Below are 26,193 nucleotides of genomic sequence, written 5' to 3'. Positions count from 1 at the left end.
GAGACCCGCGCCGACGTCACGGACCTGCGCCGCGACGTGGGCTTTGCCCCCGCCACACCCCTGGACGAGGGCATTCGGCGCTTCGTCGCGTGGTATCGCGACTATCACGGGGCGTGAGATGGAAGAGCGTCCAATCCTGTTGCTCATGGGTCTATCGGTCGCCCTGCTCGGAGGAGCTGTTGTCTCGGCTTTTCTCATCCTCCTGCTGAAGCCGCTGCTCATTCGTTATGCGCTGGCGCGCCCCAACGCACGCTCGAGTCATAAGATCCCGACGCCCCAGGGTGGCGGGATTGCTGTCATCGGTGCGTGCTTCCTGGTGGGCATTCTCTTCTTTGCAGTGGACGCATCCATCCAGCTTCAGGTTCTGAGCCTGTCCGTTTCCGGTCTCGCAATCGTTGGAGCGCTGGACGACATCCGACCTTTGCCTGCAATCGTGCGCCTTGTTCTGCAGATCGTCGCCGTCGCAGCGGTGATTCTGGTCAATGAAACCCGCGTTTTTCCGGAGTGGCTGCCCATTGGGGTGGAGCAGATCTTTCTAATCCTTGGCGGTGTATGGTTCGTGAACCTCGTCAATTTCATGGACGGCCTTGATTGGATCACCGTCGCTGAAATAGTGCCTGTCACGGCATTCATCGCCCTGATCCCGTTTCTGGGATTTTTGCCCACAGATGCAACGGTTATCGCGGCTCTTCTCTGCGGCGCCCTCCTCGGCTTCGCGCCCTTCAACAAGCCCGTCGCAAAGCTCTTCCTCGGCGATGTGGGCTCGCTTCCCATCGGGCTCCTCGTCGGCTGGATGCTGCTGCAGCTTGCCGGAACCGGCGCGCTGGCGGCCGCGATCCTGCTGCCGCTCTATTACCTGATGGACGCCACCATCACCCTGCTGCGGCGCTTACGCCGCGGCGAAAAGGTGTGGGAGGCGCATCGCAGCCATTTCTACCAGAAGGCCACCGACAACGGCTTCTCGGCGCTCCAGGTCAGCGCCCATGTGTTCGGGCTCAACCTTGTCCTGGCCGGTCTCGCCGCTATGACACTGATCTGGCCCTCGGGCGCCGTGCAGATCGCGGCGCTTGTCCTGGGGGCCGCCCTCGTCGTCCTGATCCTCAGGCGCTTTTCCACACCACGCCAGACCATTCCTTTGGAGGTTTCCCGATGAACGCACCCCTGATTGCCCTGACGGGCGCAACGGGTTTCATCGGACAGCATCTCCTCACCGAACTTCCCAAGCGCGGCTACCGGGTCCGGGTGCTGCTGCGCCGCCCCTCCGAGGTGCCGGCAGGCGCCGCCAGTGCCGTGATCGGCGACATCGCTTCGCCGCACAACATGGCCGCGGCCCTGCGCGACGTGGACATGGTGATCCACTCGGCGGGCCTGGCCCATGCCATGTCGGGCCGTCCGGAGGACGATTACCGCAGCATCAACACGGACGCGACGGTGAAGCTCGCGCAAGCCGCCGAGCGGGCCGGCGTGAAGCGCTTCGTGTTCCTTTCGTCGATCCGCGCCCAGACCGGCCCCTCGGCCGAGGGCGTGGTGACGGAGGCCATGGAGCCTCGGCCTACCGACGCCTATGGCCGCTCGAAGCTCGAAGCCGAGCGGGGCCTGGCCGCGCTCGGCCTCGACTGGGTGGCCCTGCGCCCGGTTCTCGTCTACGGCTCCGGCGTGAAGGGCAACATGGCAGCCCTTCTGGCCCTGGCGCAGTCGCCCTGGCCCCTGCCGCTCGGCGGCCTCAAGGCGAGGCGCTCGCTCCTGTCGCTCGACAATCTGGAGGCCGCGGTGGACACGGTCCTGAAGGCCGATGGGCCCCTGAGGCGCCCCTTCATCGTGGCCGACCCGGAACCGGTGACGATCCCCGAGATGCTGGCGGCCCTGCGCGACGGCCTGGGACGCGGACCCGGGTTGATCCCGGTTCCGTCCTTCGTTCTCAAAGGGGCAGCGGCTCTGGCAGGAAAGGGCGAGGCCTATCAGCGGCTGGCGGGCTCGCTCGTGGCGAGCCCGGAGGCCCTGAGGAATCTCGGCTGGCAGCCGGTCAGTTCGACGCGAGACGCGCTTGCGGAGCTGGCGCGGCAAGCGGGGGGGCAGGCTTCCGGCGCTTGAATTCCGGGATCGCCTCCTCGAATACCCGCTCGGCCAGCGCCCGGTCGCCTTCCACGAGCGCGCGGTCCAGAATCCTGAGCCATTGCTCGACCCGGTCGCGATCGGCGAAGATGGGCTTGGCCGCCATGACGCCGTCGATGCCGATCTCCGTGCGCGGCTCCTCGCGGGCGAACAGGATCTCGTGCAGGCGCTCGCCGGCCCGGGCACCCGTGACGGCGATCTCGATATCCTCGCCCGGCTCGTAGCCGGCGAGCCGGATCATGCGCTCGGCCAGTTCGTAGATTCGTACGGGCTGGCCCATCTTCAGTACATAGACCGAGGCGCGCTCGTCGCCGTTGGTGCGCTCCGTCAGGGACCGGCTTTCCTCCGCGTGGGACGCGGAGGTGAGCACCAGATCCGCCGCCTCACGGGTGGTCATGAAGTAGCGCACCATGTCCGGATGCGTGACGGTGACGGGTCCGCCGCGGGCGATCTGCGCCTTGAACTTCGGCACCACGGAACCGACGGAGCCCAGCACGTTGCCGAAGCGCACCGCGATGGTGCGGGTGGCGCCGTTGCGGCCCATGAACTCCGCATCGAGCGCCTGCCCGTACATCTCGGCGAAGCGCTTGGTGGCGCCGAGCATCGAGACCGGATCGATGGCCTTGTCGGTGGAGATCATCACGATGGTGTCGGCCCCGGCCTCGACCGCCGCATCGGCCACGTTCACCGAACCGAAGACGTTGGTCTTGATGCCTTCCGTCCAGTTCTTTTCGAGATAGGGCACGTGCTTGAGGGCGGCCGCGTGGAAGACCACTTCCGGCTTGAACTCGGTCATGACCTCGCGCACCCGCTCGCGGTCGCGCACGTCGGCAATGACGCCGTCCACATTGGTGTCGCTGGACAGCAGCGTCGGGTTCTCGAGGATGTGGTGCAGGGACGGCTCGGAGCTCTCCAGGATCAGGAGATCGCTCGCCCCGAAGGCCACCACGCGGGTGCAGATCTCCGACCCGATGGAGCCGCCGCCGCCCGTGACGAGCACGCGCTTGCCGCGAATGAAGGTCTCCAGCCGTTGCCGGTCGATCTGCACGGTGGGACGCAGGAGCAGGTCCTCGATCTCCAGCGGCGCGAGCTCGGCGTTGCGCATGCCCTCGCCGAGGCTCGTCACCCGCACCAGCGGCAAGCCGAGGCGCCGCGCGCGGGCGAGCAGCATGTCCGGGTTCGCCTCCGGGGTCAGCGCGCTCGGGGTCGCGAGCAGTCGGCGGATCGGCACGCCCCGCTCCTGAAAGTCCTGCACCACCTGATCGAGATCCGCGAAGGTGCCCAGCACCGGGACGCCGCGCATGGACTGGCCGAGATCGTCGCCACGGTAGGAGAGGATGCCCGTGGGCTGGATCTTCCTGACGGTGCCCGCCTCGATGGCCCTCAGGATCACCTCGACATCGGCGACGCGCCCGAGCAGCAGGGTCGGCGTGCTCGCATCGCGCTGCAGGTGGTTCCGGGACCGGGCGTATTTCAGGTAGCGGAAGGCAAGCCGCGGTCCGCCCAGCAGGAACATCTGGATCAGCCAGTAGAGGGCGATCGTGATCTTGCCGAAGAAGAAGGTGCCCAGGAACTGCGGCGAGACGAGAACGTAATCGACCACCAGCAGGGTCATGGCCAGGATGCTGGAGGCCCGGAAGATGTTGAACAGGTCCGGCAGGGAGGCGAAGCGCCACTTGGAGCGGTAGAGCTGGGAGAACCAGTAGACCACGCCCGCGAAGGCGATGAAGGGCGGGAGGAACATCGGCAGGTGAACGAGCCGCTCGCTCAGAAGCGTCCCTTCGAAACGCACGACGAACGTCGCGAGGACGGCCACGCCGGTCATCACGAGATCATGCACAACGATGAGAGTTTTCTTGAAATCCTGCCGATTCATGGCCCTGCCGTCTGCTGCTTCGGGGTATCGGATGGGCTCACCTCTTTGTCAATGTAACTCTATCGCAACACTGATACCTCCGGCGCAAGCCCCTCACGCAGAAGGCAGAGGGCTTTGCGCGACCACCAGAAGCCCGTCTTCACCGCGTGAGACGCGGGCCTGGATTCCGAAGCTGGCGGCGAGCCGGGCCTTGGTGAGAGCTTCCTCGGGGGAGCCCGAGGTTTCGATTTTCCCCTGATCGAGCAGGACGATATGGTCGGCGAAGCGGGCCGCCAGATTCAAATCGTGCAGGATCGCCACCACGGTGGTGCCGGCCCGGGCACGGGCCTTGAGCACCTCGAGCACGATGAGCTGATGGCGCGGATCGAGCGCCGCGACGGGCTCGTCGGCCAGGAGCACCGGCGCCTGCGTCGCGAGAGCGCGGGCAAGCAGCATGCGGGCCCGCTCGCCGCCGGACAGGGATGTGGCGGGACGGGTCTCGAAGCCCTGAAGCCCGACGGAACGGAGCGCCGCTTCCACGGCTGTCCGGCCCTCCGCCGGCAGGCGGTCAGGCTCCTCCCCGTGGGGGAGACGCCCGAGCGCGACGACGCCTTCGACCGGCAGGGGCCAGGCGACCCCTCCGCCCTGGGGCAGGTAGGCGATCGCCCGCGCCCGGGCGGAGGCCCGCATCAGGGCCGTGGGGGTTCCGTCCAGAACCACGTCTCCGGCCGAGGGCCGCACCAGCCCGGCCATCGCCCGCAGCAGGGTTGTCTTTCCGGCGCCGTTAGGGCCGATCAGCGCCGTCAGGCGGCCGGGCTCCAGGGAGAGGTCGATGCTCTCAAGCGCGCGGCGGGCCCCAAGATCGACCGACAGGGAGCGGATCTCGAAAGGCATCATGCGGGCGTCTCCACCAGCTCGGCCTTGCGGCGGGCGATCACCCAGAGAAAGAACGGCACGCCGATGAGCGCCGTCAGCACGCCGACCTTCACCTCGGCGCCGGACGGGATGAGGCGGGCCGTGCAATCCGCCGCCAGCAGCAGGGCCGCTCCCGCAAGGCCCGCGGGCACCAGCGTTCGCGCAGGATCGTAGCCGGTGAACGGGCGCACCAGATGGGGCGCCACGAGACCGACGAAGCCGATGGAGCCGGCGACCGCCACGGACGCGCCCGTCCCGATGGCGGCACCGGCGACGATGAGGCCCCTGAGCCTGCCCACGTCGGTCCCGAGGCTGCGGGCCGTCTCCTCCCCGAGGCTCAGCGCCCGCAGGCCGGGTGCAGCCTTCAGGATCAGCCCCGAGGCCAGGAGAATGAAGGGCAGGCTCAGCCCCACATGAACCATGGACCGGTCCTCGAAGGAGCCCAGCAGCCAGAACACGATTTCCGTAACCGCGAAGGGATTGGGCGAGAGACTGATCGCGAGCGACGTGCCGGCGCCCGCAAGGCTCCCGACCGCGAGCCCGGCGAGAACCAGCACCACGATGGTGGCACTTCGCCCGGCCACCGCCACCACCAGGGCAATGGAGAGCAGCGCCCCGGCAATGGCCGCGAAGGGCAGCGCCCAGGACAGGGTACCGACGAGCCCGGAATAGATCACGAGCACGGCCCCGAAGGCCGACGCCTGCGGCGCCCCGAACACCGCCGTGTCGGCCAGCGGATTGCGCAGCAACCCCTGCAGCCCTGCGCCGGAAAGACCGAAGATCCAGCCGATGAGAAGAGCCAAAAGGGTACGCGGCAGGCGGATCTCCCGCACGACGATGCTGGCCGCCCCCTGATCCGACACGAGGGCTTTCAGCGCTACGGGAATCGAGATCGACGCCGGGCCGATCACAAGCGATGCGAGGCTCAACACGCCGATGAGGGCTATCAGGCCGGGGATGAGGGGCGAGCGGCGTCGAGACATGAGGGAGCGTTGTTGTTGCTCCCATCGATAGAGCATGAAACGCGGTGAGGGCAAAGCGCTCCACACATCGTCATCCCGGACAGCGTAGCCGATCCGAGATCGCGTGCAGAATGAGGCCCGTAAATCCTCCCCCCTCTGCGGGAGAGGGTGTCGTCCCCGGCGAGCGGAGCGATGGAAGGGGATCTATCATCTGGCGGGGAGCCGTGGATTTCCTTCTCCTCCGCTTTTGCTCTGGCCGCGAATGACACCCTCGACGTCATCCCCGCACTTGGTCCGGGGATCCACGTCTTTCTGTGCCACCCCTCCGCCCTCATCCTAAGGAGCAGCCGCCTGAGGAGCAGCCGCGAGGCTGCGTCTCGAAGGAGCGTCCAGAGGGCACTGGAACCTCCTTCGAGACGGTCGCTGAAGCGACCTCCTCAGGATGAGGGCTGCGGGTATGAGGTCAGGCGGTCGAGCAATGTTCTCACTTTGTTCTTGACTTCTGTCCTAAGCTGGGCTATATCATGGTTCATCCTCGTCCACAGAGGGGCGCGCTCGCGAGGCGTCGCAGATGCGGGACGAGGCGCGGTCCCGCCGCAGGTCTCGCACGCCTGTGATCGCGGGTGGCCGATCCTGGCGCAGATCCAGGTCCGCTGAAACAAACCGCGCGTGACGAGCAGGTCCGGCTCTTCACTTCTCACCACACAATCGAGCCGGGCTGCCCTGCACGCCTCCCTCGACTGACCTGACGGCTCGCAGCCCACCCGCTGCGGGCCCGAAGGTGCTGGATGTGCCGTTGCGAGAATGCGGGTTCGATCTCCCGCCGCTCCATGATACGAAGCGATCAGCGCCCCGGAACCCATACGAGAGAAAGCGGCATGAACCCCCTGTTCGCCAACCTGCCCACCACTGTCTTCGAAGTGATGTCGAGCCTCGCCCGGGAGACCGGGGCCATCAATCTCGGCCAGGGCTTTCCGGACGATCCGGGACCGGAGGACGTGCGGCGGGCGGCGGCGGATGCGGTGGTCAACGGCTACAACCAGTATCCCTCGATGATGGGCATTCCGGAGCTGCGCACGGCCATCGCCACACACTACCAGCACTGGCAGGGCGTCGATCTCGATGCGAACACGGAGGTGATGGTGACCTCCGGCGCTACGGAGGCGCTCGCGGGCGCGATCCTCGGCATCGTGGAGCCGGGCGACGAGGTGGTTCTGTTCGAACCCATGTATGACGCCTACCTGCCCCTCGTGCGGCTCGCCGGCGGCGTGCCGAAATTCGTCACCCTGCAGCCGCCGCATTTCCGCCTGACCGAGGAGGCGCTGGCAAAGGCCTTCTCGCCCAAGACCAAGGCGGTTGTGTTCAACAACCCACTCAATCCCACCGCCACCACGTTCTCGGACGAGGACCTGAACCTGCTGGCGGATTTCTGCCGGCGGTTCGACGCCATCGCGATCTCGGACGAGGTCTGGGAGCACGTGGTGTTCGACGGCAGGCCCCACCGGCCAATCCTGGCCCTCGACGGTCTGCGTGAGCGCTCGGTGAAGATCGGCTCGGCCGGAAAAATCTTCAGTCTCACGGGCTGGAAGGTCGGTTTCGTGTGCGCCGCGCCGCATATCATGAAGGTGCTGGCGAAATCGCACCAGTTCCTCACCTTCACCACGGCGCCGAACCTGCAACACGCCGTGGCCTACGGGCTTGCCAAGGACGATGCTTACTTCGAGGACATGCGCAAAAACTTCGCCCGCAGCCGCGACCGCTTCACGGATGGCCTGAGGACGCTCGGCTTCGACGTGATCCCGAGCCAGGGGACCTATTTCGTCAATATCGACATCGCCCCCTTAGGCGAGACAGACGACGTCGCCTTCTGTCGCCGCCTCGTCATGGAGCACGGCGTCGCGGCGATCCCGGTCTCGGCCTTCTATGCGGAAGGCGCGGTGAAGAACGTGGTGCGCTTCTGCTTCGCCAAGAAGGACTCGACGCTCGATGCCGGGCTGGAGCGGCTGGCGGATGCGATCAGGAAAGCGCGCTGAGCCATGATCGGACAGGGATGCGCGATGCGCCTCATCACGCTCCTGTCCGCTTGTCTGTGGCTCGGCCCGGCAACGGCCCAGGCCGAGCCCCTGACGATCCGTGATCTGGCGGGCCTCTACCGTGTTCCCGCCAGGGTCGACTTCCTCTACCCCAAGCGCCCTTTGAGAACCGAGCACATCCTCGAGATCGTTCCCTACGAGCAGGGGAAGTTCTACATCAATACTCAGATCAACGGCCATCACGCCTGCACCCTGTCCGGCATCGCGGAGGTCGAAGGCTCCCGGCTGGTCTACCGCAGCGTTCCGGGTGAGGACGATCCCTGGCCGGCCTGCACGTTCTCGATACAGCTTCAGGCCAGCAGGATCGTGTTCGACGACGCCGAGGGAGCCTGCCGAAAGCTTTATTGCGGCGCAAGCGCCGGCCTCGACGGCGTGAGCTTCGACACGAAACGGCGCCGTCCCCTCGGCAACCCGAGCAGGATCCGCAGCTCCGCCGGCTACGAGGAAGCCGTTGAGGTTCATGAGCGCCTTCTTCAGTGGCGCGCAGCCCAGCCCAAACAGCCTTGACGCGCGGGGCAATAGGATTTCAATTGAGCGCCTGGCCGATCAAGGCTTCTCTCATTGTGCAGGAGTGCCGCCCTAAATGTTCCGTCTTCTCGCTTCCGCTGCCCTCACCTTGGGGCTTGTGACCGGCGCCGCTGCGCAGCAGCAGCGTGTGGTCAACGTCTACAACTGGTCCGATTATGTGGACCCGAAGGCGCTGGACGAGTTCACGAAACAGACCGGCATCAAGGTGGTCTACGATACCTACGACAACAACGAGATCGTCGAGACCAAGCTTCTAGCCGGCAAGTCGGGCTACGACATCGTGGTGCCGTCGGGCCCGTTCGTGCAGCGCCTGATCGGCGCCAAGGTGTTCCAGAAGCTCGACAAGGCGAAGCTGCCGAACCTCGCCAACCAGTGGCCGGAGGTCACGCAGCGCCTGGCCGTGTTCGATCCCGGCAACCAATATGCCGTCAACTATATGTGGGGCACCACCGGTATCGGCATCAACGTGAAGAAGGTGAAGGAGATTCTTGGGCCCGAGATGCCGCTCAACACCTGGGACCTGGTGCTCAAGCCCGAGGTTTCCTCCAAGCTGAAGGCCTGCGGCATCTACATGCTGGATAGCCCTGAGGATCTCTTCCCCGGCGTGCTGGCCTATCTCGGGCTCAATCCGGATTCCAAGCGTGTCGAGGATCTGAACAAGGCGGGCGATGCCCTGTTCCGCGTGCGCGGCAACATCCAGAAGTTCCACTCCTCCGAGTACATCAACGCGCTCGCCAATGGCGACATCTGCGTGGCGGTGGGCTATTCGGGCGACATGATCCAGGCCAAGAGCCGCGCCGAAGAGGCCAAGAACGGCGTCGAGGTCGGCTATGTCATCCCGCGCGAAGGCGCGCTGATGTGGTTCGACAGCTTCGTGATCCCGGCGGACGCCAAGAACGTCGCCGAGGCGCATGAGTTCATCAACTTCATGCTCCGCCCCGAGATCGCCGCCATGAACACGAACTTCGTGTCCTATGCCTCGGGCAACCTCGCGGCCAAGAAGGACATCGACAAGGCTATTCTCGACAATCCCGGCATCTACCCGGACGACGCCACCATGAAGCGGCTCTTCACCAACACGGCCTATGACGAGCGCTCCCAGCGCACCGTCACCCGGCTCTGGACCCGGGTGAAGACCGGCCGTTAATCCGGCGCTCAGATTCGTTTGTGCATCGTCCCGGTGCCCGTCAAGCTCCGCCCGATCGGGCGGAGCTTTTGTTTTCGGTAGAAGGATTCTTCGTCATGCGTTCCGTAGCCGTCGCACTCCTCGCCCTGAGCCTTGCCGCTCCGGCCCTGGCTCAAACGCCCACGCCACGCCAGCCCACGATCAGCGTGATGGGCACCGGCGAGGCGGAGCTGAAGCCCGACTTCGCGCGCATCCATGTGACGGTGGCCACGCAGGCCGAGACGGTGGCGCAGGCGAGCGCCGCCAACAGCACGGCGACGGAACGGGTGCTCGCCCGCATCCAGGGTCTCGGCGTCAAGCGGGAGGACATCCGGACCGCCAACTTCCAGGTGTTCCAGACGCCGCAGCAGGTCGGCCCGGACGGCAAGGAGATCAAGACCCCGAAATTCTCCGCCCATCACAGGCTCCAGATCACCACCCGCGATCTCGACGGCGTCGGACGCCTCGCAGGCGAGATCCTGGCGAGCGGCGACATGACGTTCCAGTCGGTCTCCTTCGGCCTCGACCGGCAGGAGCAGGGCGCGGACAAGGCGCGCGAGGCCGCCGTCCGCGATGCCAAGCGGCAGGCCGAAATTTACGCCGCCGCTGCGGGCGTTTCCTTGGGTCGCCTCCTGGAGATCCGGGACGGCTCCGCCCAGCCCTTCGAGCCGCAGCCCGACATGCGCATGTCGATGGCGATGGCCAAGGGAGCGGAATCGGTGCCGATCGTCCCCCCGGCGACCATCCGCTACACGGCCAATGTCCAGCTCGTCTGGGAAATGGCCGGGCAGCCCTGAAGCCCCCGGCCGACAGGTCTCGCTACGCGGCCTTGACGCTGTTGAGGAACTGGTGGATTTCGGCGCCGAGCCGCTGGGCCTGGCTCTCCAGGGCCACGGAGAGATCCGCGACCGTCCGCGCCGCCTCGAGAGACTGCAGGGCGACGCCTTGCGTGGTCTCGATCGCCGAGGTGCCGGCCTGCGCTTCCGAGGAGACCTGAGCCACCGAATGGGCGATCTCCGACACGGCTGCCGTCTGCTGGCTCACGGTTCCGGCCACGGTGGACACGACCCCGGCCAGATCTTCGACGGAGGCCTGCACGGTGCCGAGCGCCACCAGGGTCTCCCGTGAGGCGGCCTGCACCGCCTCGATCTGCCGGGCGATCTCCTCGGTGGCCTTGGCGGTCTGGCCGGCGAGCTCCTTGACCTCGGAGGCCACGACCGCGAAGCCCTTGCCAGCCTCGCCGGCGCGGGCCGCCTCGATGGTGGCATTCAGCGCCAGCAGGTTCGTCTGCGCCGCGATAGTGCGGATAAGCCCTGCCACCTCGCTGATCTGAGCAGTCGCGGCCGAGAGCATCGTCATGCTGCTCGAAGCGTCCCGGGCCTCCGCCACGGCGCGCTCCGAGGCCTGCGCCGAAGCATTCGTCTGGGCGGCCACTTCGGAGAGGGACGCATCGAGCTGCTCGGCGGCGCTCGCCACAGCCGACATGTTGTGCGCCGTCCGCATGGAGGCCGAACCGGCGATCTGCGCCTGCTGAGTCACATGGTTCGCCGAGCCCTCCAGCTGGCTGGAGGCCCTGGCGAGATCGCCCGTCACCTCCCGGACTTCGGTCAGGATCTGCTCGACCGTGGCGTCGAAGTCCATGATCGCGTTGGAGATCGCGTGGGCGCGCTCCGCATCGAGAGCCGCCATGCCCTCGCGCTCCCGGGTCAGCCGCTCACGCTCGTGGGCATTGTCGCGGAAGACCAGCACGGTGCGGGCCATGGCGCCGATCTCGTCGGTCCCCTTGGTGGAGGGAATCTCCACGGAGGCATCGCCGTCGGCGAGCCGGCGCATGGCTTGCTGCAGGCGGGTGAGCGGAAGGGAGATCGAGCGCCCGACGATAAAATTCAGGACAAGGCCGAACAGGAGTGTCGCGCCCATGGCCCAGAGGATCAGGGAGAAGGTGCGATTCTGAGAGGCGGTGAGCTGCTCGTCAGTCTTATGGGCCTCGGCGCGCACCTTGGCGAGCAACTGGTCGAGCACCGGCACGAGCAGGTCGAACTGCCCCATCAGCTTCTCGCTCTGACCCGAGACCTCCCGCTCCAGCTCGCCCCAGGCATGGAAGGCCTCCTGGAACGACACGCCGGCGCTCTCGACGGCAGCCTTCTCCTTGGCAAGGTCACCGGAGAGCTGGGCCAGGGCACGGGTGAAACGGCCCTGCTCGACCTCGAAGGCCCCCAGGATGCTTTCCTCGAGCAGGATCCGGGCGCGGGCCTCCTGGTTGAACATGCCGAGCATGGCGGCCCACAGCCGCCAGGCGATGGTCTCGCCGCTGCCCGTCAGGGGACGCACCAGCTTCTCGAGATTGGCCTCCGCCTTGAGAAGACGCCCCTGAGCTCCCTCGTCGGGCTTGGTGCCGATGCCGGTATAGAGCTTGTCGAGGCTCTTGCCCTGGCTGAGAAGGGCGGCGGCGTGCTGCCTCAGGGCGGCAATCTCGGACTCGATCAGGGCAGCGCCCGGTGCGGCGCTCATCTCGTCGAGCTGGGCAGCCAGAGCCTTGTGCTGGTCCAAAAAAGCTTGGCCGTGATGGCTGAGGCGGCCGGTGGTCCATTCGCCGGCCACGACCTTCAGGCCATCGGCCCGGCCGCGGAACCCATTGGCCTTTTCGGCCAACGCCGAGTAGGTCTGCTGGGCTGCCAAGGCCTGCTCCACCTCGGAGCGGCCCGTCTGGAATACCGCCCCGATAACGGCAAAGCCAAGCACCATCACGCCGCTCAACGTCGCGACGCGCATCCGCACCGTCGGCTGCTTCAACCGAGCCAGAAACGCCATTGCCCCGAATCCCTCTTATACCGTTGCGGCAAGATTGCGGGGCACGTCTTAAAGATATCTTTACGTTAGGTCAGAAACGGACCTGGCCGGTTTCAGGCGGCCTTCGGCATTTCGGTCATGATCGCGTAGAGGGCCGCGGCATCCCGCGTGGCGCGCACCCGCTCGATCAGCCCGGGCTCGCGCAGAACGCGGGCGACCCTTGCCAGGGCCTTCAGGTGATCCGCACCGGCGCCTTCGGGAGCCAGGAGCAGGAAGAGCACGTCCACGGGCTGGCTGTCGAGGGCCTCGAAGTTCACCGGCTTGTCGAGCCGCGCCACGAGGCCGAAGATCCGGGTCAGGCCCGGCAGCTTGCCGTGGGGAATGGCAATGCCTTCGCCGATCCCGGTCGAGCCGAGGCGCTCGCGCTGCAGGAGAGCCTCGTAGATGGCGGTCTCGGGAAGATCCGTGAGACGGGCCGCATGGGAGGCCAGTTCCTGAAGAGCCTGCTTCTTGCCGCTGACGCGCAAGGCGGGCAGGACGGCCTGAGGGTCTAGAAAGTCCAGCAAGGGCATCGATCACGCTGCATTCTTGATGTGAAGCCTGGAAGGCCTCTCACCGTTCCACGCAAGAACTGGGCCAAAAGAGGTAGTTCTCCTCAAGCCTGTGCAAGCGGCGGATCAACCCAACCGATTGCTCCGTCGCCGCGGCGATATACGACGTTCACGCGTCCGGTGCTAGCGTGGATGAACACGAGAGCGGCCGCTCCCGTGAGGTCGAGCTGCATCACGGCGTCGCTGACGGAGAGCGTGTGAAGCGGCTTCGTGGTCTCGGCTACGACGATTGGATGATAGCCCTCGTCGTCCACAGTTTCGTCGGTTGGCGCCTCAAAGACCGCGTAAGGAACCTCCATGCCGCCGGTGCGTGCACCCGCGCCGGACTTGCCCTTGAGCCGCTGCTTGTAGCGGCGCAGGCGATTCTCGATCCTGTCCGCGGTCTGGTCGAAGCTGGCATAGGCATCGCCGGCGGCCCCGGAGGCCTCCAGCGTCATGCCGGAGGTGAGGTGAAGGACACAGTCGGTGCGAAATCCGCCCCCGTCGCGGGTCACGGTCACGTGGCCGGAATAGCCGCCGTCGAAATACTTCGCCAGCGCGCCGGCCATGCGGGCCTGGACCTGAGACCTGAGAGCTTCGCCGATATCGAGATTCTTCCCCGACACTCTCAATGTCATCGCACTCTCCTCACCTGTGGCGCCGTCGCTTTGTCGCGATCCTTCAGGGGTGACGCTTGGAGATGATGATCCGAATGGGGCTCAATGCAAGTCTTGAAATTGCAGGCCTGAGCGGTCAAGCTTCGCGTCTGTGCCGGCGGCGTTCGGACGAGGACGGAATCCGCAGAGCCTCCCGGTACTTCGCCACCGTGCGGCGGGCGACCTGGATTCCCTCCAGCTTCAATTTCTGGGCAATTGCCTCATCCGAGAGCACATCGTCCGGGCTCTCCGCGCTGATCATCTGAGAGATGCGATGCCGGACCGCCTTGGCGGCATGTTCGCCCTCCCCCGTGGCGGCGCCGAAGAAGAACTTCATGGGATAGGTGCCGCGGTCGGTGCCGATGGCCTTGTTCGCCGCCACCCGGGAGACGGTGGATTCGTGCATGTCGATAGCCGCTGCTACGCTCTTGAGCGTCATCGGGCGTAGGCCGGCGATGCCTTCGCGGAAGAACTCCTCCTGCTGGCGGACGATCTCGGCGGCAACCTTCAGGATGGTTCTGGCGCGCTGCTCCAGGCTGCGGGTGAGCCAATTCCCCGCCTGGACGCATTCGGACAGGAAGCTCTTGTCCTCATCCTTGCGCAGAACCTTGGCCACTTCCGCTTGATAAGCACGGTTGAGCAGGATTCGGGGCAGGGTCTCGGAATTGAGCTCGACCGCCAAGCTGCCGTCGGGGCCGACCCGGACCAGCACGTCCGGCACGAGCACGTCGACCCTGGCGGGCGTGAAGGCAAGACCGGGCTTCGGCTCGAGACGGCGAATCTCGGCCAGCATATCGGCGAGATCCTCGCGGTCGACGCCGCACAGGCTCCGCAGGGCGGCAAAATCCTGCCGGGCGGCGAGATGCAGGTTCTGGAGCAGCGCCTGCATGGCCGGATCGAGCCGACCGCGCTCCTTCAGCTGGATGCCTAAGCACTCGGCGAGGTTACGCGCACCCACGCCGGCCGGCTCAAAAGTCTGGATCAGCCGCAGGGCCGCTTCCACATCGGCGGGCGGCACTCCCAGATGAGCGGCGATCTCCGCCAGATCCTCCCTGAGGTAGCCGGCTTCGTCGAGGCTGTGAATCAGGTGCCCGCCGATCGTGCGGAGGTGAGGATCGGAGCTGGCGAGATCGAGCTGCGCCTCCAGGTGTTCGGTCAGGCTCGTGGCACGGGCCAGCGTCTCCTCGAGTTCGGGCCTGATCTCGCCGTGAACCGCGCCGGGAGGGCTCGGCGCACCTGAAACCGCTGGACTCCGTGAGGGCGGAGGACCGGGAACGATCCGAGGGCCGAGGGCTTGCGCCTTCTGCTTGGCGCGCAGGAAGTCGGCAAGGCTCAGGCCTGGCGCATCGGCCCGGATCTCGCCTTCCTGGAGGAGGGGATTGCGCTCGAGCTCCGCCGCTACATAAGCCGCAAGCTCCGCATGGGAGAGCTGAAGCAGTTTGATGGACTGAACGAGCTGGGGCGTCATGGTCAGGGACTGGCCCTGGCGCAGCTCCAGCCGTTGCATCGCATTCATGAGAGCACCTGATGAAGGCATGCTTCTTGCATGCCTCCATTTCTAGCGGGATCGTGAGCGATCCGTCAAAAAAGCAGAGCGTCTCAGTAGAGGCGGAAATCCTCGCCCAGGTACAGGCGGCGCACTTCCTCGTTCGCCACGATGGCATCCGGCGTGCCCTCGGTGAGCACGCGCCCGGAATGGATGATGTAGGCGCGGTCGATGAGCCCTAAGGTCTCGCGGACATTGTGGTCGGTGATGAGCACGCCGATGCCGCGGCGGGTCAGGTGCCGCACGAGGTTCTGGATGTCGCCGACCGCAATGGGATCGATGCCCGCGAAGGGCTCGTCGAGGAGCATGAAGGTCGGCTCGCCCGCAAGCGCCCGGGCGATCTCGCAGCGCCGCCGCTCGCCGCCCGATAGCGCGATCGAGGGCGACTTGCGCAGGCGCGTGATGTTGAACTCGTCGAGAAGGGCATCGAGCTTGCGCTCGCGTTCCTTGCGGCTGGGCTCCACGATCTCGAGCACGGCGCGGATATTGTCTTCCACGTTGAGGCCACGGAAGATCGAGGCCTCCTGCGGCAGATAACCGATGCCGAGGCGGGCGCGGCGATACATGGGCAGGCTCGTCACGTCGTGGCCGTCGAGGCTGATGACGCCACGATCTGCCGCAACAAGGCCCGTGATCATGTAGAAGATCGTGGTCTTGCCCGCGCCGTTGGGCCCGAGCAGTCCGACAGCCTCGCCGGCCCGCACCTGCAGGCCCGCATCCTGCACCACGGTGCGGCCGCGATAGCTCTTCTGCAGGCCCTTCACGGCGAGAATGCCCGCGCCGCCGAAGACAGCCTCGCCCTCGGTCCGGGAGACACCATGGGCGACAGGCCCGGCCGCATGGGGCTCCAGGAGGCTTACGTCCGAAGGACCGGGTTGAGAACGGTTGAAAAGCGGTTTCACAGGATCTTCGCTGATGATGGAAGGGAGGAAGCAGGACGAGAATTGCCCGCCTTAGTTGGTGGCCGGCCGTTGCTGAGGCTTCGGCTTGGCGTTGCCGGGAGCATTCGCTCCTCCACCTGCACCCGTCGGAGCCGGGCCGCCGTTGCCGGGCACGAACAGCGCTCTCACACGGCCGCCGGGGGTTGTTTCGATATTGGCCACGCCGGTGTTGATGTCGTAGAGCACCCGCTCACCCTTGGTGACGTTCGGCCCATCGCTCAAGGTGGCATTGCCGGTGAGCATGATCTTGCTGGAGCCGCGGTCGAAGGTGGCGTTCTCGCCCGTGGCGACCTGGGTCCGGGACACGATGGTCACCGGGCCCTTGCAGTCGATCTTCTTGATCGCGCTGTCGTCGGCGCCCTGCGCGGCGGGGGTTGCCTGTCCGCCGTTCTGGTCACGCTGCTCATAGAACACGGTCATGACCGTGCATTTCATGGTGCTCTCGCCCTGAACCGCCACCACGTCGCCGGTGAAGACGGCGCGGCCCTCCTTGTCGAAAACGTCGAGCTTGTTGGCATCGATCTTGATGGGCTCCTTGCTGGAGCCGAAATTGCCGAAGCCGACCGCGCGCTCCTTGCTAGCCTGGGCCCAGGCGGCCTGCAGGGGAACGGAGGCGAGAAGCGCGACGGTGAGGGCAGCGCGTGAGAAACTCATCATGGACGGGTACTTGTCTGTTGGGGCGCGGTGACGGGTGCAGGCACGGCGGAGCCTGTGCCGGCGGAATCCTTGGACGATGGGGCGGCGCGGGACGGCTCGAGAACGGTGCGCACGCGGCCCTCGAAGCTCATGACCTTGCCGTTGTCCGTCACCTTGAGCTTCTCGGCCTCGATGGAGCCGTTGCCGAACGAGACAGAGACGGGTTCGTTGGACGTCACGTTGCCGGACTTGAACTGCACGAAGGCCGAACGGAGCTTCACCTCATGGCCTGCATCCGTGGTGACCACGATGTCGTCGCGCAGCCGCATCTGCTCCCGTTTGGTGTCCAGGGTGCCGCTGGCGGCCTGAAGCAGTGCGACGCTGCCGCGGTCGTCCGTGACGACGCGTGCTTTCAGATTCTTGAGCTGCACCAGATCGGGCTTGCGCACGTCCTGGGTGGCCTCGCTGGCGGTCACCTCATAGGGGCGGTTATCGTTCTTGAAGCCGTTCAGCTTCGGGCTCGACATGGTGACGTTGGTACCGCTCACCCCGATGGAGCCAAAGCTCAGATTCTCGATTTTCCGGAACGGATCGTAATAGGCCACGAAACCCACGGCGCCCATGCCGATCAGGGAGCCCAGGGGGATGGCGATCTTGGCGAAGCGGACCCAGCGGGAATGGCGGCGGGCCTTGGTGTAGGCGCGCGTCGACCGGGCGGCCGGCCTCAAGGCCGGGCCGTCACGCATCGTGGTGCCCTGGATTACCGCCACTTCTGAACCCCTTCCGCCTCACAATCGGCCCCGCGCCATGCCTGAGGGTCATGGCGATGTTATGACGGATATGGGTTTTATGCGGGAAAGTTTAAGCGCCCGTCAAGAATGGGCGAAAATATCCGTCTCGGACCAGCCGAGGAGATCGAGCTGCGCCCGGGTCGGCAGGAAGCTGAAGCATTGATGGGCGATGCCGAGGCGGTTCTCCCGCTCCAGCATGCGGTCGAGTTTTTCCCTTAGGGCATGCAGGTGCAGCACGTCGGAAGCCGCATAATCGAGCTGGGCTGGCGTGAGCGTGTCGGCGCCCCAATCGGAGGATTGCTGCTGCTTCGACAATTCAACGCCGAGCTGCTCGCGCGCCAGATCCTTCAGGCCGTGGCGGTCCGTGTAGGTGCGCACGAGGCGCGAGGCGACCTTGGTGCAGTAGACCGGGCGCGGCATGACCCCGAACGTATGGAAGAGCACGGCGAGATCGAAGCGCGCATAATGAAAGATCTTGAGCACACTCTCGTCGGACAGCACCCGGATCAGGTTCTCCGGCAGAGGGCCGTCCTTCAGGATCTGCACCACGTCCACCGTGCCGTCCCCGGTGGAGATCTGAACCACGCACAGCCTGTCCCGGTGCGGGTTGAGGCCGAGCGTCTCGGTGTCGATGGCGATGGCGGCGCCGGGGATGTAGGTCGCGGGAAGGTCGCCGCGATGAAAGCGTACGGTCATGGAGCATCCAAAATCTGGTGAGACAGGCTTTAACCCGTCTGGCCAGCCGCTTCAATGGATGAGGAAAGCCGCGCAGAAGCGGGGCTTTTTCATTGTCGATGATGCCGTCCTTGATCATGACGTCCAGCACCGCGACGTCGGGCAAGCTATCTTTGAGCCATTGCAGGGCTTGGGTCATGATAGTCCTTGTCCGGTATCAGATCGGAAGAGAGCAGGTCCGTTACCAGCAGGACCCCGGTCTCCGTCACGGAATATTGTCAAGCTTCGCATAGGTTAATGCAGGAGGTTGTCAGGCAGGGTTTGGTGAAAGGCTCGAATCGGAAGGGGTTAGTAGAGTGTCAGTCGAAAACTCCTCAAAGGAGCAGATGCTTGCCGCCATCCCGCATCTGCGTGCCTTCGCCATCTCCCTCTCCGGCAGCGTCGACAGGGCGGACGATCTGGTGCAGGGCGCTCTGCTCAAGGGCCTGACCCATCTCGACAAGTTCCAGCCCGGCACCAGCATGCAGGCTTGGCTCTTCACGATTCTGCGCAACGACTTTCTGACCCAGGTTCGCAGAGGCAAGCGTGAGGTCGAGGATCCTGAAGGCTCCTGGGCCGAGAAGGTCGCGGTCATGCCGGATCAGGGCGCCCGGCTCGACTTCACCGACATGCTGAAGGCTCTCGGCAAGCTTCCCGTCGATCAGCGCGAGGCGCTCCTCCTTGTGAGTGCGGAAGGCTTGTCCTACGAGGATGCGGCGCGCATCTGCGGCACCAATATCGGCACCATCAAGAGCCGCATCAACCGAGCCCGCAACCGTTTGGCCGAATTGATGAAGTTCGATGCGGACGACGACCTCGGCCCTGACCGCCTCGTCAGGGCCGCCCTGTTCATGCACGCCTCGCCATAGCAGGGCGTCCAATCACCGATTGGCGCCGGGCGCCGGCAATCTGCCGGCGCCTTTCATACAGCACATCGAGATTACGCAGCCTTGCGGTGCCCGATCTGCACAGCCTTGTTGTCCTGCCTCAGGCTCTTCTAGCCATCATGTCCACAAAGCCCTAGAGCTGCTTCCACTTGCGTGAAATCATCTCTCCTTCTGGATTTGTCGCATTTTTTGACGGCGAACCGGATCCACTTCGCCGAAAAATGCTCTAGCATCAACCTGCCTCGACCAGGGAATGACCGACATGCTGCGCATCCTCTCCCTCGCCTTGCTGGCGATCTTCACCGCTCCGGTCTCCGCGATGGAGACATCCACCGACAGCACCGTCGTCGCCCAGGAGCAGCGCCCTCCGCAGCAGACCCCGAAACGGGATTGCGAGAGGAAGCAGGACGAGGGCGTGAGCTAGACCTGCACCGCGGAAGCGGGCTCCGCTTCCATGATGGCTGAAGCTCCATCGTCGGCTGGAACCGTCCGTCGGCCTAGGGCGGCGTTGAGCTCGGCCCCGAGTATGAAGATCGCCGCTGAAATCTGCAGGAAGATGAGCGCCGTCAGGATTCCCGCAAGGCCCGCATAGGTGGCCTTCAAATGAGTCATGTTTGCCAGGAACTCGCCGTAGAGGCTGGCGCCGAGAAGCCACAGGATCAGCGTCGCGGCGATGCCGGGCAGCACGTTCCATGCGCGGGGCCGGACATCCGGCAGCCAGAGATGAGTGGCGACGAGGCCTGCCACCAGGACGACGGAAGCCAGCCCGTAGCGAACCACGTTGTAGGTGAGGCCTAAAGCCTTCAGGTCAGGCACGGATACGACAGCGGCGCGCCAGAAGGACGGCCACAGCACCACCAGAACCGCGGATGCGACCAGCGCGCCTGCCCCGATCAGGACGAAGCCCACACCGATCAGCCGAGCCTGCCACCAGGGCCGGAACCGCTCGATTCCGTAGGCCCGGCACAGGGCAATCCTCAGGCTCTCCACGCCATTCGTGGCAACCAGCAGGGTGACGACGATGCTGACCGTCAGCACGTTCCGGCGGGGGATGAGAACCTTGTCGGCCTCCCTGGCCAGGGGGCCCGCAACTCCTTCGGGCCAGAAATCGAAGAGCAGGTGGATGATATGCGTGGAAATGCGGCCCGCTCCGAGGAGGGCAGCCAGGGCCGCGACGCAGATCAGGAAGGGGAAGAGCGCGATCACCAGGGAGAGGGCGACGTGGCTCGCCATGGCCAAGCCGTCGTTGCGCGAAAACCGCGTGCCTGCATCTGCGATGGCCGCAAGGAGGGAACGGACGCGAGGTGGAAGAACGGTGAAGCGCATGGTCGGTTTGGGATTCCTGGACCGGCAAACCGGGCGGATTGTGTTGCGCGATCCGGTGCCTTGATGCGGTGCCCGAACGCTCAAGGCAAGGTCTATTCTGCCACAGGCCTCCTGACGATCCCTTAAGCGATCCGGCCCCGCGCCTCGTTCGCCAGCCGGATGAGCATCGGCCGCACCTCGTGCGGGCCGGTGAGCGCCCTTGGGAAGGGCAGCCGCAGGATCTCATCGCCAAGTGCTATCTGGACACCCTCCGGGTCGATGCCGATCATCCGCCACGCACCCTCGCGGGCGCCGCAGAGCTGCGTGGCGTAGAGCGCCACCGCGTCGGCATGATCCTCGTTCATGTGCTCCACGGCCTGGGCCTCGAAATCGTAGAAATCGAAGAACTCGGAGAGATCCGCCAGCAGATCCTCTTTGGCCATGCGATAGGCCCGGCCGAAGCCGCCGTTGAGGCTGCCTGATGCCACATCGAGGCGCCAGAAGGCGAAATCGGGAAAGTCCACGTAGAGTTCGGCCTTGGGATGTTGCAGCAGGTAGCGGCGGCGGATGTTCTGCGCCTCATCGCTCTCCCGCTCAAGCCTGTGAGCTTTCGCCAGGAGACTCAGGCGCGGGTGAGCCAGCGGATCGCCCTTGCCCGTGGAGGACAGAAGCAGCGAACAGCGCGGATCGGCCTCCAGCAGGCGGGTATGGACCGAGAGCTGCGAGGTGAGGATGACAGGCGAGCCGTCGAGGTCCGTTCCCACCTGCACGAGGCTGGCGAACGGCATACCGCTCTCCGCATCATTGGTAGCGAGCGCACCGGACCGCGCCGTGCGCATCAGCTTCTTGGCCAGCCCACGGGCCTCGTCATCAACAGGCAGGAACGGATCCTTTGCCATCGGTCTCGCTGCTCCTTGTTGTTCGGGGTGCAATGCTGCTGCACCGGGCACGTGCACGAGCCGAATGTAGCATGTCCAAGGACGAGATGGGACAAAGGTAATTCCCCTCAAGATCCTGCCGCCATTCCTTCCATCGGGCGAAAAGGCGATCATAGGAAAAAGCTAGCCTCTGAGATGCTTGGGCAGAACGCCGAAACGGCGTTTGAAAGCCGTCGTGAAGTTGGCCGCACTGGAATAGCCGGCACGGTAGGCCGCCTCACCGACGCTGATGCCTTCTTGCATCAAGAGACGCCAGGCTTCGTTCAGTTTTTCGTTCCTGATGAACTCGAAAACGGTCATCCCGAAAGCGGCCCGGAAATGCCGTTGGAGCGAAGACGTGCTCATTCCGGCCTCGCGGGCAATCTCTTCTATCGAGCCAGCCAGAAAATTGCCCGCTTTCAGCTGCTCGGCGATGATACGAACGCGGTCATGATCCCTCGTGCGGAGCGGATACTGATGAAGTCCCGCCTCCGATATCAACGAGGAAAAGGCCTCACCAATAATCTCAAGGCATCGGCTCTCGATCAAAAGACGCTGAAGGACATCCGGGTAGGCCGAGGAGCGCAGGATCTGCTCCGCAAGAGAGACAGCCCTGGGAGAAGGTTTCCACACGGATGAGGCAAGATGCGTGGTGCAGAAGCGCAGAAAAGCACTCTCGTCCGAGGCTTCCAGACCTGTCCCGCCCTCATGCCAATCTGCCGGCACGGAGATGACAAGCTTTCGGATATGTCTTCCCTTCTCGGATGCCCTCGTCAGGATTTCGGGCTCGACGCAATTGATGATCATCCCGCCGGGAGAATGCGCCCCCGAGGCATCGGTGGAAGAGCCCAACCTGAAGGAGCGGGATCCCAACCGCATCTCGACGTTTCCCTCAAGAAACAGGAAGCATGACAGGCCAGCCTCTTGAACGACCTGTGTCGTCAGGTTGCAGATCTCCAGAGTGTCGGAGCAATGCATCGTCAAACCCGAGCGGAGGCGGAGATATCGGATATCGCCTCTCACCACGGCGTCAGAATCGGCCAGTTCTAGCGGCTCGACGAGCTTGAACCCAGAGTTGCTCCCCTCTGTCAGCGTAACCAGCTCGGAGCGGCTTATTGATCGATCAGAGGATATCTGGTTCATAATCATTGTTCTTGATTATGTCTTTTAGCACTTTCTCTCAAGTCAAATGAGTAAATTATGTTACTTAGAATATTTTGAAACTATTGATTACTCTAGAATATAACAATTCTAAACAGTGAGAGTGACCCCATTTCACATGCGCTCAACCTTTTGACGCTTCATAAAAGGTTTTTTGCTTCCGCTCAAAAGTAATGATTCTGGAAGGCCATTCCGAAAGACGGTAAGCCAGCTCGACCGTACCGGCATGACGCTCAGATGCGTCCAATGCCGCAATCATCCAACAATGGGCTGGGGCTCGTCATGGTAAAGTCTAATCTTCTCTGCTCGGCAGTCAGCCTGCCTGTCCTGCTGCTCTGTCAGGTTCAGCCGGGTGTTGCTCAGCAGCCGCTCGTTCTCGACCAGATTACAGTCGAGGGAGCCGGGAGGGCCGATCCGAACGCGGAGCTGGCCGTCACCGCCGAGGATATCGAGCGCGAAAACCCGCAGGACCTGAAGCAGCTCTTCCTTGACGATCCGGCCATCACAGTTGCCGGCGGCAGCGTCGCGTCCCAGAAATTCTACCTGCACGGCATCGATCAGAACAAGCTGAACGTCCAGATCGACGGCGCCCAGCAGAAAAGCAACGTCTGGCACCATAACGGCAACATCATCATCAACCCGCTGGTCCTGAAGGCGGTGCAGGTGGATTCCGCCGTATCTCCGGCAGATGCCGGCCCGGGAGCACTGGGCGGAACAGTCAGATTCGAAACCAAGGATGTGGTGGACCTGATTCTCCCCGGCCGGACCCATGGCGGTTTCCTGTCGACCGGGTTCGACACCAATTCCCGCACAGTCAATGTCACGGGCGCGGGATACGGCATGCATAACGGCTTTGAGGCACTTGGCCTTCTCACCCGGGAAGAAGGACAGGATTACCGCAACGGCTTCGGCAAGGAAGAGGCCGGAACGGCAGCCGACCTTGTCAGCGGGCTGGCCAAGCTCGCCTATGAATCTCCGGAGGGCCACCGCTTCCAGGTGTCTCAGGAATACATCCAGGATAAGGGCTATCGTCGCCTTCGACCCAATCTCGGCTTCGTCAATCCGCTCTTCAACAACAACGAGGCGCGCCGCTACACGACCACGTTCCGCTACCTGATGACGAAGCCGACGGATGACTACAATCCGGAGGTTCTGTTCTATTACAATCAGAATGATCTCGACCGTCCGTTCGGCAATTACGGACGTCCGGCGGGAGACTTCGAGTCAAGCACGAAGAGCATGGGCGGCAAGGTTCAGAACACCTTCGGCTTTGGCTTCGGTAGCCTCACGACCGGCCTTGATTTCGTCAATACGCGCGCCTCCGTCAAACGCTTCTATTTCCCGGACGACGTTCGCGAGGAATCCACGAATCTCGGCGCCTATCTCCAGGCCCGCCTTCGGCCGATTGGGCCCCTGATCATCTCGACGGGCCTGCGCCTGGACCACCAATGGTACAAGGCCGTCGATGGGCAGGAACTGCAGAACAGCGGTCTCAGCCCCAATCTATCGGCGGAATACTTCCTCACGAAGCATGTGAGCCTCTTCGGCGGCTACAGCTATAATTTCGGCGGCATCGAGCTGGCGGAAACAGCTCTCTTCCACGCTCGCGACTATACCTATGCCGGCGACCTGAACCCGACCAAGGCACACAATGTCCGGGCCGGCGTCAGGCTTGCCGCCTATCACGGCTTCTCCGCGGAAGCCGCTTACTTCCATACGTTGATGCTGGACCCCGTTGCCTATGATTTCACCAATGCCATGCGCATCAATGGAGAGAACCTTCGCAGCCAGGGCGTTGACCTCAGCGTGCGTTATGACTGGGCGAACGCATTCATCAGCGCGAAGTACACCCATGCCGATGTTCGTTACGGGGACCGGATCGCCTTGCCTGGCGACTACAACAACGGCATAACCGTCGGGGACATCTTCACCCTTAGCGGCGCCTATACGTGGCAGGAATACGGCCTGACGCTCGGCGCTTCGGCGGAATTTGCACCTGAAATCGACGATCCGGCCCTTCGGGCCGAGGCTTTCTATCCGTTCGAGGCTTACAACGTGATCAACGCCTTCCTCGAATGGGCTCCGACCCAGAAGGCTCTTCAGAACGTGACAGTCCGGGCCGATGTGCGCAACATCTTCGACGAGGAGTACTACAGCCGCGGCAGCTATGGGCAGACCGACATGATCACTCCCGCCTACTCGCCCGGACGCTCCGTCTACCTGTCGGCGAACGTCAAGTTCTGACCTGCCGCGACATCAATGCGAGGAGAGAGGCAGCGCGAACCGTCTCTCTCCTTTGCCGTGAAGGTACGCCATCGATCGCAATCGTGGTCGCTTCAGGAGAAAATCAGCATGACGCGCTCCCAGGCCCAGGTGCAGACGCCGAACGCAGGCCGTTACCTCATTCAGCTCTGCAAGCATTTCGCCCACAAGATCGAGGTCGAGTACGACGCTCACAACGGACAAGCGAATTTTGTCTTCGGCACATGCTCCATGAGGGCGGATGAGACGCAGCTCATCCTGCAATGCAGTGGAGACGATGAAACCGCCCTCATGCGGGTGCAGGATATCGTGCACAAGCATTTGGAAGGTTTCGCCTTCAGGGAGAAGCCCACCATCGTATGGACCCGCCAGTAGGCCTCAGTTCTCCCAACGTAAAATGGATGAAAGATGTCGTTTTCACGGATCTTGCGCGCGGGCCTGATTGCCACCGTCCTTGCCGCACCATTTTTAGGGGCAGGGTTCAACCCGGCCTCGGCGCAAACCATTGAGGCGACCCATGCACAGGGAACGACCGAGTTAAAGCTCAAGCCCGAAACCGTTCTGGCATTCGATTTGGCTGCCCTGGACATTCTCGATGCCCTGGGCGTTCCCGTGCACGGCGTGCCCAAAGCGGCGCTTCCTGCCCACCTCGCAAAGTATGAGCAGGTGGCTTACGAGAAGATCGGCACGTTGTTCGAGCCCAACTACGAGGCTGTCAACGCCACCGCCCCGGATCTGATCATTGTCGGTGATCGATCGCGCCTGACATACGCCGAACTGTCGAAGATCGCACCGACGGTCGATCTCTCGGTCGATCAGAAGGATTTTCTGGAAAATGTAATCCGGAACATTCGCCTCCTCGGCCGCATCTTCGACAAGGAGGCTCTCGCGGAAGGCCTCGTCACAAAGCTGGAGCAATCCATTGCGGAGGTGAGACGGGCGGGGCAGCGCGCCGGCACGGGCCTGATCGTTCTGACCACCGGTGGAAAGGTCAGCGCCTTCGGGCCGGGCTCGCGATTCGGGCTGATCCACGACGCACTCGGCGTCGAGCCGGCAGCAAAAGGTCTAACGATCTCGACGCATGGGCAGCCGATCTCGGCAGAGTTCATTTTCAAGACCAACCCGGACTGGCTCTTCGTTCTCGACCGCGATGCCGCCGTCGGTCAGGCAGGCGGATCAGCAAGGCAGGTTCTGAACAACGATCTCGTTGCCCAGACGACCGCATGGAAGAAGGATCAGGTGGTCTATCTCGACCCGGCCAATTGGTACCTTATCGGTGCCGGAGCAACCGCCCTGCAGGCCAGTGTCGATCAGATCGGACAAGAGCTGACCAAGAGATAAGCCTGCTCCGGCCATGCGAGGCTGCC

Annotated in this window: 25 protein-coding genes; 11 read left to right on the top strand and 14 right to left on the bottom strand. The window is 64.2% G+C overall.

The window, feature by feature from the left end; genetic code table 11:
- Positions 1–118: 118 nt before the first annotated feature.
- The gene (locus FHR70_RS20660) at positions 119–1,153 is read left to right on the top strand and encodes an MraY family glycosyltransferase (protein WP_246408362.1); all 1,035 of its coding nucleotides are present in this window, start codon (positions 119–121) and stop codon (positions 1,151–1,153) included.
- A complete protein-coding gene (locus tag FHR70_RS20655) occupies positions 1,150–2,091 on the top strand; it encodes an NAD-dependent epimerase/dehydratase family protein (protein WP_183453751.1) in 942 nt (313 codons plus the stop codon). Before FHR70_RS20660 ends, FHR70_RS20655 begins: the two co-directional genes overlap by 4 nt.
- On the opposite strand, the gene FHR70_RS20650 is transcribed toward FHR70_RS20655, so the two are convergent.
- From FHR70_RS20650 to FHR70_RS20640, 3 genes are all read right to left on the bottom strand, one after another.
- A complete protein-coding gene (locus tag FHR70_RS20650) occupies positions 2,024–3,988 on the bottom strand; it encodes a nucleoside-diphosphate sugar epimerase/dehydratase (protein WP_183453749.1) in 1,965 nt (654 codons plus the stop codon). The two genes, FHR70_RS20655 and FHR70_RS20650, sit on opposite strands and share 68 nt — an antisense overlap.
- A gap of 93 nt (positions 3,989–4,081) precedes the next feature.
- A complete protein-coding gene (locus tag FHR70_RS20645; RefSeq protein ID WP_183453747.1) occupies positions 4,082–4,864 on the bottom strand; it encodes an ABC transporter ATP-binding protein in 783 nt (260 codons plus the stop codon).
- On the bottom strand, positions 4,861–5,865 hold the full coding sequence (locus tag FHR70_RS20640) for a FecCD family ABC transporter permease (protein ID WP_183453745.1): 1,005 nt from the start codon (positions 5,863–5,865) through the stop codon (positions 4,861–4,863). The genes FHR70_RS20645 and FHR70_RS20640 overlap by 4 nt, the downstream gene beginning before the upstream one ends.
- A gap of 857 nt (positions 5,866–6,722) precedes the next feature.
- Between FHR70_RS20640 and FHR70_RS20635 the strand changes: the two genes are divergently transcribed.
- The 4 genes from FHR70_RS20635 to FHR70_RS20620 all read left to right on the top strand — a co-directional run bounded on the left by FHR70_RS20635 (position 6,723) and on the right by FHR70_RS20620 (position 10,427).
- On the top strand, positions 6,723–7,877 hold the full coding sequence (locus tag FHR70_RS20635; protein WP_183453743.1) for an aminotransferase: 1,155 nt from the start codon (positions 6,723–6,725) through the stop codon (positions 7,875–7,877).
- 24 nt (positions 7,878–7,901) lie between these two features.
- Positions 7,902–8,444, top strand: a complete 543-nt coding sequence (locus FHR70_RS20630; protein ID WP_183453741.1) for a hypothetical protein — start codon at positions 7,902–7,904, stop codon at positions 8,442–8,444.
- A gap of 76 nt (positions 8,445–8,520) precedes the next feature.
- The gene (locus FHR70_RS20625; protein ID WP_183453739.1) at positions 8,521–9,612 is read left to right on the top strand and encodes a polyamine ABC transporter substrate-binding protein; all 1,092 of its coding nucleotides are present in this window, start codon (positions 8,521–8,523) and stop codon (positions 9,610–9,612) included.
- 95 nt (positions 9,613–9,707) lie between these two features.
- Positions 9,708–10,427 carry an SIMPL domain-containing protein gene (locus FHR70_RS20620; RefSeq protein ID WP_183453737.1) on the top strand — a complete coding sequence of 240 codons (720 nt, stop codon included), beginning with the start codon at positions 9,708–9,710 and terminating at the stop codon, positions 10,425–10,427.
- Positions 10,428–10,449: 22 nt separating this feature from the next.
- Here FHR70_RS20620 and FHR70_RS20615 read toward each other — a convergent pair whose 3' ends face one another.
- The 8 genes from FHR70_RS20615 to FHR70_RS20580 all read right to left on the bottom strand — a co-directional run bounded on the left by FHR70_RS20615 (position 10,450) and on the right by FHR70_RS20580 (position 18,276).
- Positions 10,450–12,441: a methyl-accepting chemotaxis protein gene (locus FHR70_RS20615; RefSeq protein ID WP_183453735.1), complete on the bottom strand. Its 1,992-nt coding sequence runs from the start codon at positions 12,439–12,441 to the stop codon at positions 10,450–10,452.
- 92 nt (positions 12,442–12,533) lie between these two features.
- Positions 12,534–12,992, bottom strand: a complete 459-nt coding sequence (ptsN, locus tag FHR70_RS20610) for a PTS IIA-like nitrogen regulatory protein PtsN (protein WP_183453733.1) — start codon at positions 12,990–12,992, stop codon at positions 12,534–12,536.
- An 83-nt stretch (positions 12,993–13,075) separates the two neighbouring features.
- Positions 13,076–13,648, bottom strand: coding sequence for a ribosome hibernation-promoting factor, HPF/YfiA family (gene hpf / locus FHR70_RS20605; protein WP_183453731.1), 573 nt, complete (start codon positions 13,646–13,648; stop codon positions 13,076–13,078).
- Between the two features lie 115 nt (positions 13,649–13,763).
- On the bottom strand, positions 13,764–15,182 hold the full coding sequence (gene rpoN, locus FHR70_RS20600) for an RNA polymerase factor sigma-54 (protein WP_183453729.1): 1,419 nt from the start codon (positions 15,180–15,182) through the stop codon (positions 13,764–13,766).
- Positions 15,183–15,265: 83 nt separating this feature from the next.
- Positions 15,266–16,132 (bottom strand): LPS export ABC transporter ATP-binding protein, encoded by an 867-nt coding sequence (gene lptB, locus FHR70_RS20595; RefSeq protein WP_183453776.1) that lies wholly within the window; start codon positions 16,130–16,132, stop codon positions 15,266–15,268.
- 33 nt (positions 16,133–16,165) lie between these two features.
- A complete protein-coding gene (locus FHR70_RS20590) occupies positions 16,166–16,810 on the bottom strand; it encodes an LptA/OstA family protein (protein WP_246408360.1) in 645 nt (214 codons plus the stop codon).
- Positions 16,807–17,559, bottom strand: coding sequence for an LPS export ABC transporter periplasmic protein LptC (gene lptC / locus FHR70_RS20585; RefSeq protein ID WP_183453727.1), 753 nt, complete (start codon positions 17,557–17,559; stop codon positions 16,807–16,809). Before lptC ends, FHR70_RS20590 begins: the two co-directional genes overlap by 4 nt.
- 102 nt (positions 17,560–17,661) lie before the next feature.
- On the bottom strand, positions 17,662–18,276 hold the full coding sequence (locus FHR70_RS20580; protein ID WP_183453725.1) for a ribonuclease D: 615 nt from the start codon (positions 18,274–18,276) through the stop codon (positions 17,662–17,664).
- Positions 18,277–18,611: 335 nt separating this feature from the next.
- On the opposite strand from FHR70_RS20580, the gene FHR70_RS20575 reads away from it, so the two are divergent.
- Positions 18,612–19,163 (top strand): sigma-70 family RNA polymerase sigma factor, encoded by a 552-nt coding sequence (locus FHR70_RS20575; RefSeq protein WP_183453723.1) that lies wholly within the window; start codon positions 18,612–18,614, stop codon positions 19,161–19,163.
- 271 nt (positions 19,164–19,434) lie between these two features.
- Positions 19,435–19,605, top strand: a complete 171-nt coding sequence (locus FHR70_RS20570; protein WP_183453721.1) for a hypothetical protein — start codon at positions 19,435–19,437, stop codon at positions 19,603–19,605.
- On the opposite strand, the gene FHR70_RS20565 is transcribed toward FHR70_RS20570, so the two are convergent.
- The 3 genes from FHR70_RS20565 to FHR70_RS24615 all read right to left on the bottom strand — a co-directional run bounded on the left by FHR70_RS20565 (position 19,602) and on the right by FHR70_RS24615 (position 21,769).
- A complete protein-coding gene (locus tag FHR70_RS20565; protein WP_183453719.1) occupies positions 19,602–20,507 on the bottom strand; it encodes a YihY/virulence factor BrkB family protein in 906 nt (301 codons plus the stop codon). The two genes, FHR70_RS20570 and FHR70_RS20565, sit on opposite strands and share 4 nt — an antisense overlap.
- Before the next feature lie 122 nt (positions 20,508–20,629).
- Positions 20,630–21,385, bottom strand: a complete 756-nt coding sequence (locus FHR70_RS20560) for a HugZ family pyridoxamine 5'-phosphate oxidase (RefSeq protein ID WP_183453717.1) — start codon at positions 21,383–21,385, stop codon at positions 20,630–20,632.
- Between the two features lie 162 nt (positions 21,386–21,547).
- Positions 21,548–21,769 (bottom strand): helix-turn-helix transcriptional regulator, encoded by a 222-nt coding sequence (locus FHR70_RS24615; RefSeq protein ID WP_425487890.1) that lies wholly within the window; start codon positions 21,767–21,769, stop codon positions 21,548–21,550.
- Positions 21,770–22,846: 1,077 nt separating this feature from the next.
- Between FHR70_RS24615 and FHR70_RS20550 the strand changes: the two genes are divergently transcribed.
- From FHR70_RS20550 to FHR70_RS20540, 3 genes are all read left to right on the top strand, one after another.
- On the top strand, positions 22,847–24,808 hold the full coding sequence (locus tag FHR70_RS20550; protein WP_183453713.1) for a TonB-dependent receptor domain-containing protein: 1,962 nt from the start codon (positions 22,847–22,849) through the stop codon (positions 24,806–24,808).
- 108 nt (positions 24,809–24,916) lie between these two features.
- Positions 24,917–25,201 carry a DUF2218 domain-containing protein gene (locus tag FHR70_RS20545; RefSeq protein ID WP_183453711.1) on the top strand — a complete coding sequence of 95 codons (285 nt, stop codon included), beginning with the start codon at positions 24,917–24,919 and terminating at the stop codon, positions 25,199–25,201.
- A gap of 33 nt (positions 25,202–25,234) precedes the next feature.
- Positions 25,235–26,167, top strand: coding sequence for a siderophore ABC transporter substrate-binding protein (locus FHR70_RS20540; RefSeq protein ID WP_183453709.1), 933 nt, complete (start codon positions 25,235–25,237; stop codon positions 26,165–26,167).
- Positions 26,168–26,193: the final 26 nt, after the last annotated feature.

Source organism: Microvirga lupini, from assembly GCF_014191055.1.
Lineage (GTDB): Bacteria > Pseudomonadota > Alphaproteobacteria > Rhizobiales > Beijerinckiaceae > Microvirga > Microvirga lupini_A.
The sequence above is the reverse complement of the archived record's forward strand: the minus strand, read 5'-3'. Positions and strand labels throughout refer to the sequence as shown.

Bases quoted from the DNA above. Each gene is read 5' to 3' on its own strand.
- FHR70_RS20660 (WP_246408362.1), top strand. From the start codon at position 119: ATGGAAGAGCGTCCAATCCTGTTGCTCATGGGTCTATCGGTCGCCCTG.
- FHR70_RS20655 (WP_183453751.1), top strand. From the start codon at position 1,150: ATGAACGCACCCCTGATTGCCCTGACGGGCGCAACGGGTTTCATCGGA.
- FHR70_RS20650 (WP_183453749.1), bottom strand. From the start codon at position 3,988: ATGAATCGGCAGGATTTCAAGAAAACTCTCATCGTTGTGCATGATCTC.
- FHR70_RS20645 (WP_183453747.1), bottom strand. From the start codon at position 4,864: ATGATGCCTTTCGAGATCCGCTCCCTGTCGGTCGATCTTGGGGCCCGC.
- FHR70_RS20640 (WP_183453745.1), bottom strand. From the start codon at position 5,865: ATGTCTCGACGCCGCTCGCCCCTCATCCCCGGCCTGATAGCCCTCATC.
- FHR70_RS20635 (WP_183453743.1), top strand. From the start codon at position 6,723: ATGAACCCCCTGTTCGCCAACCTGCCCACCACTGTCTTCGAAGTGATG.
- FHR70_RS20630 (WP_183453741.1), top strand. From the start codon at position 7,902: ATGCGCCTCATCACGCTCCTGTCCGCTTGTCTGTGGCTCGGCCCGGCA.
- FHR70_RS20625 (WP_183453739.1), top strand. From the start codon at position 8,521: ATGTTCCGTCTTCTCGCTTCCGCTGCCCTCACCTTGGGGCTTGTGACC.
- FHR70_RS20620 (WP_183453737.1), top strand. From the start codon at position 9,708: ATGCGTTCCGTAGCCGTCGCACTCCTCGCCCTGAGCCTTGCCGCTCCG.
- FHR70_RS20615 (WP_183453735.1), bottom strand. From the start codon at position 12,441: ATGGCGTTTCTGGCTCGGTTGAAGCAGCCGACGGTGCGGATGCGCGTC.
- ptsN (WP_183453733.1), bottom strand. From the start codon at position 12,992: ATGCCCTTGCTGGACTTTCTAGACCCTCAGGCCGTCCTGCCCGCCTTG.
- hpf (WP_183453731.1), bottom strand. From the start codon at position 13,648: ATGACATTGAGAGTGTCGGGGAAGAATCTCGATATCGGCGAAGCTCTC.
- rpoN (WP_183453729.1), bottom strand. From the start codon at position 15,182: ATGAATGCGATGCAACGGCTGGAGCTGCGCCAGGGCCAGTCCCTGACC.
- FHR70_RS20590 (WP_246408360.1), bottom strand. From the start codon at position 16,810: ATGATGAGTTTCTCACGCGCTGCCCTCACCGTCGCGCTTCTCGCCTCC.
- FHR70_RS20580 (WP_183453725.1), bottom strand. From the start codon at position 18,276: ATGACCGTACGCTTTCATCGCGGCGACCTTCCCGCGACCTACATCCCC.
- FHR70_RS20570 (WP_183453721.1), top strand. From the start codon at position 19,435: ATGACCGACATGCTGCGCATCCTCTCCCTCGCCTTGCTGGCGATCTTC.
- FHR70_RS20565 (WP_183453719.1), bottom strand. From the start codon at position 20,507: ATGCGCTTCACCGTTCTTCCACCTCGCGTCCGTTCCCTCCTTGCGGCC.
- FHR70_RS20560 (WP_183453717.1), bottom strand. From the start codon at position 21,385: ATGGCAAAGGATCCGTTCCTGCCTGTTGATGACGAGGCCCGTGGGCTG.
- FHR70_RS24615 (WP_425487890.1), bottom strand. From the start codon at position 21,769: ATGAGCACGTCTTCGCTCCAACGGCATTTCCGGGCCGCTTTCGGGATG.
- FHR70_RS20550 (WP_183453713.1), top strand. From the start codon at position 22,847: ATGGTAAAGTCTAATCTTCTCTGCTCGGCAGTCAGCCTGCCTGTCCTG.
- FHR70_RS20545 (WP_183453711.1), top strand. From the start codon at position 24,917: ATGACGCGCTCCCAGGCCCAGGTGCAGACGCCGAACGCAGGCCGTTAC.
- FHR70_RS20540 (WP_183453709.1), top strand. From the start codon at position 25,235: ATGTCGTTTTCACGGATCTTGCGCGCGGGCCTGATTGCCACCGTCCTT.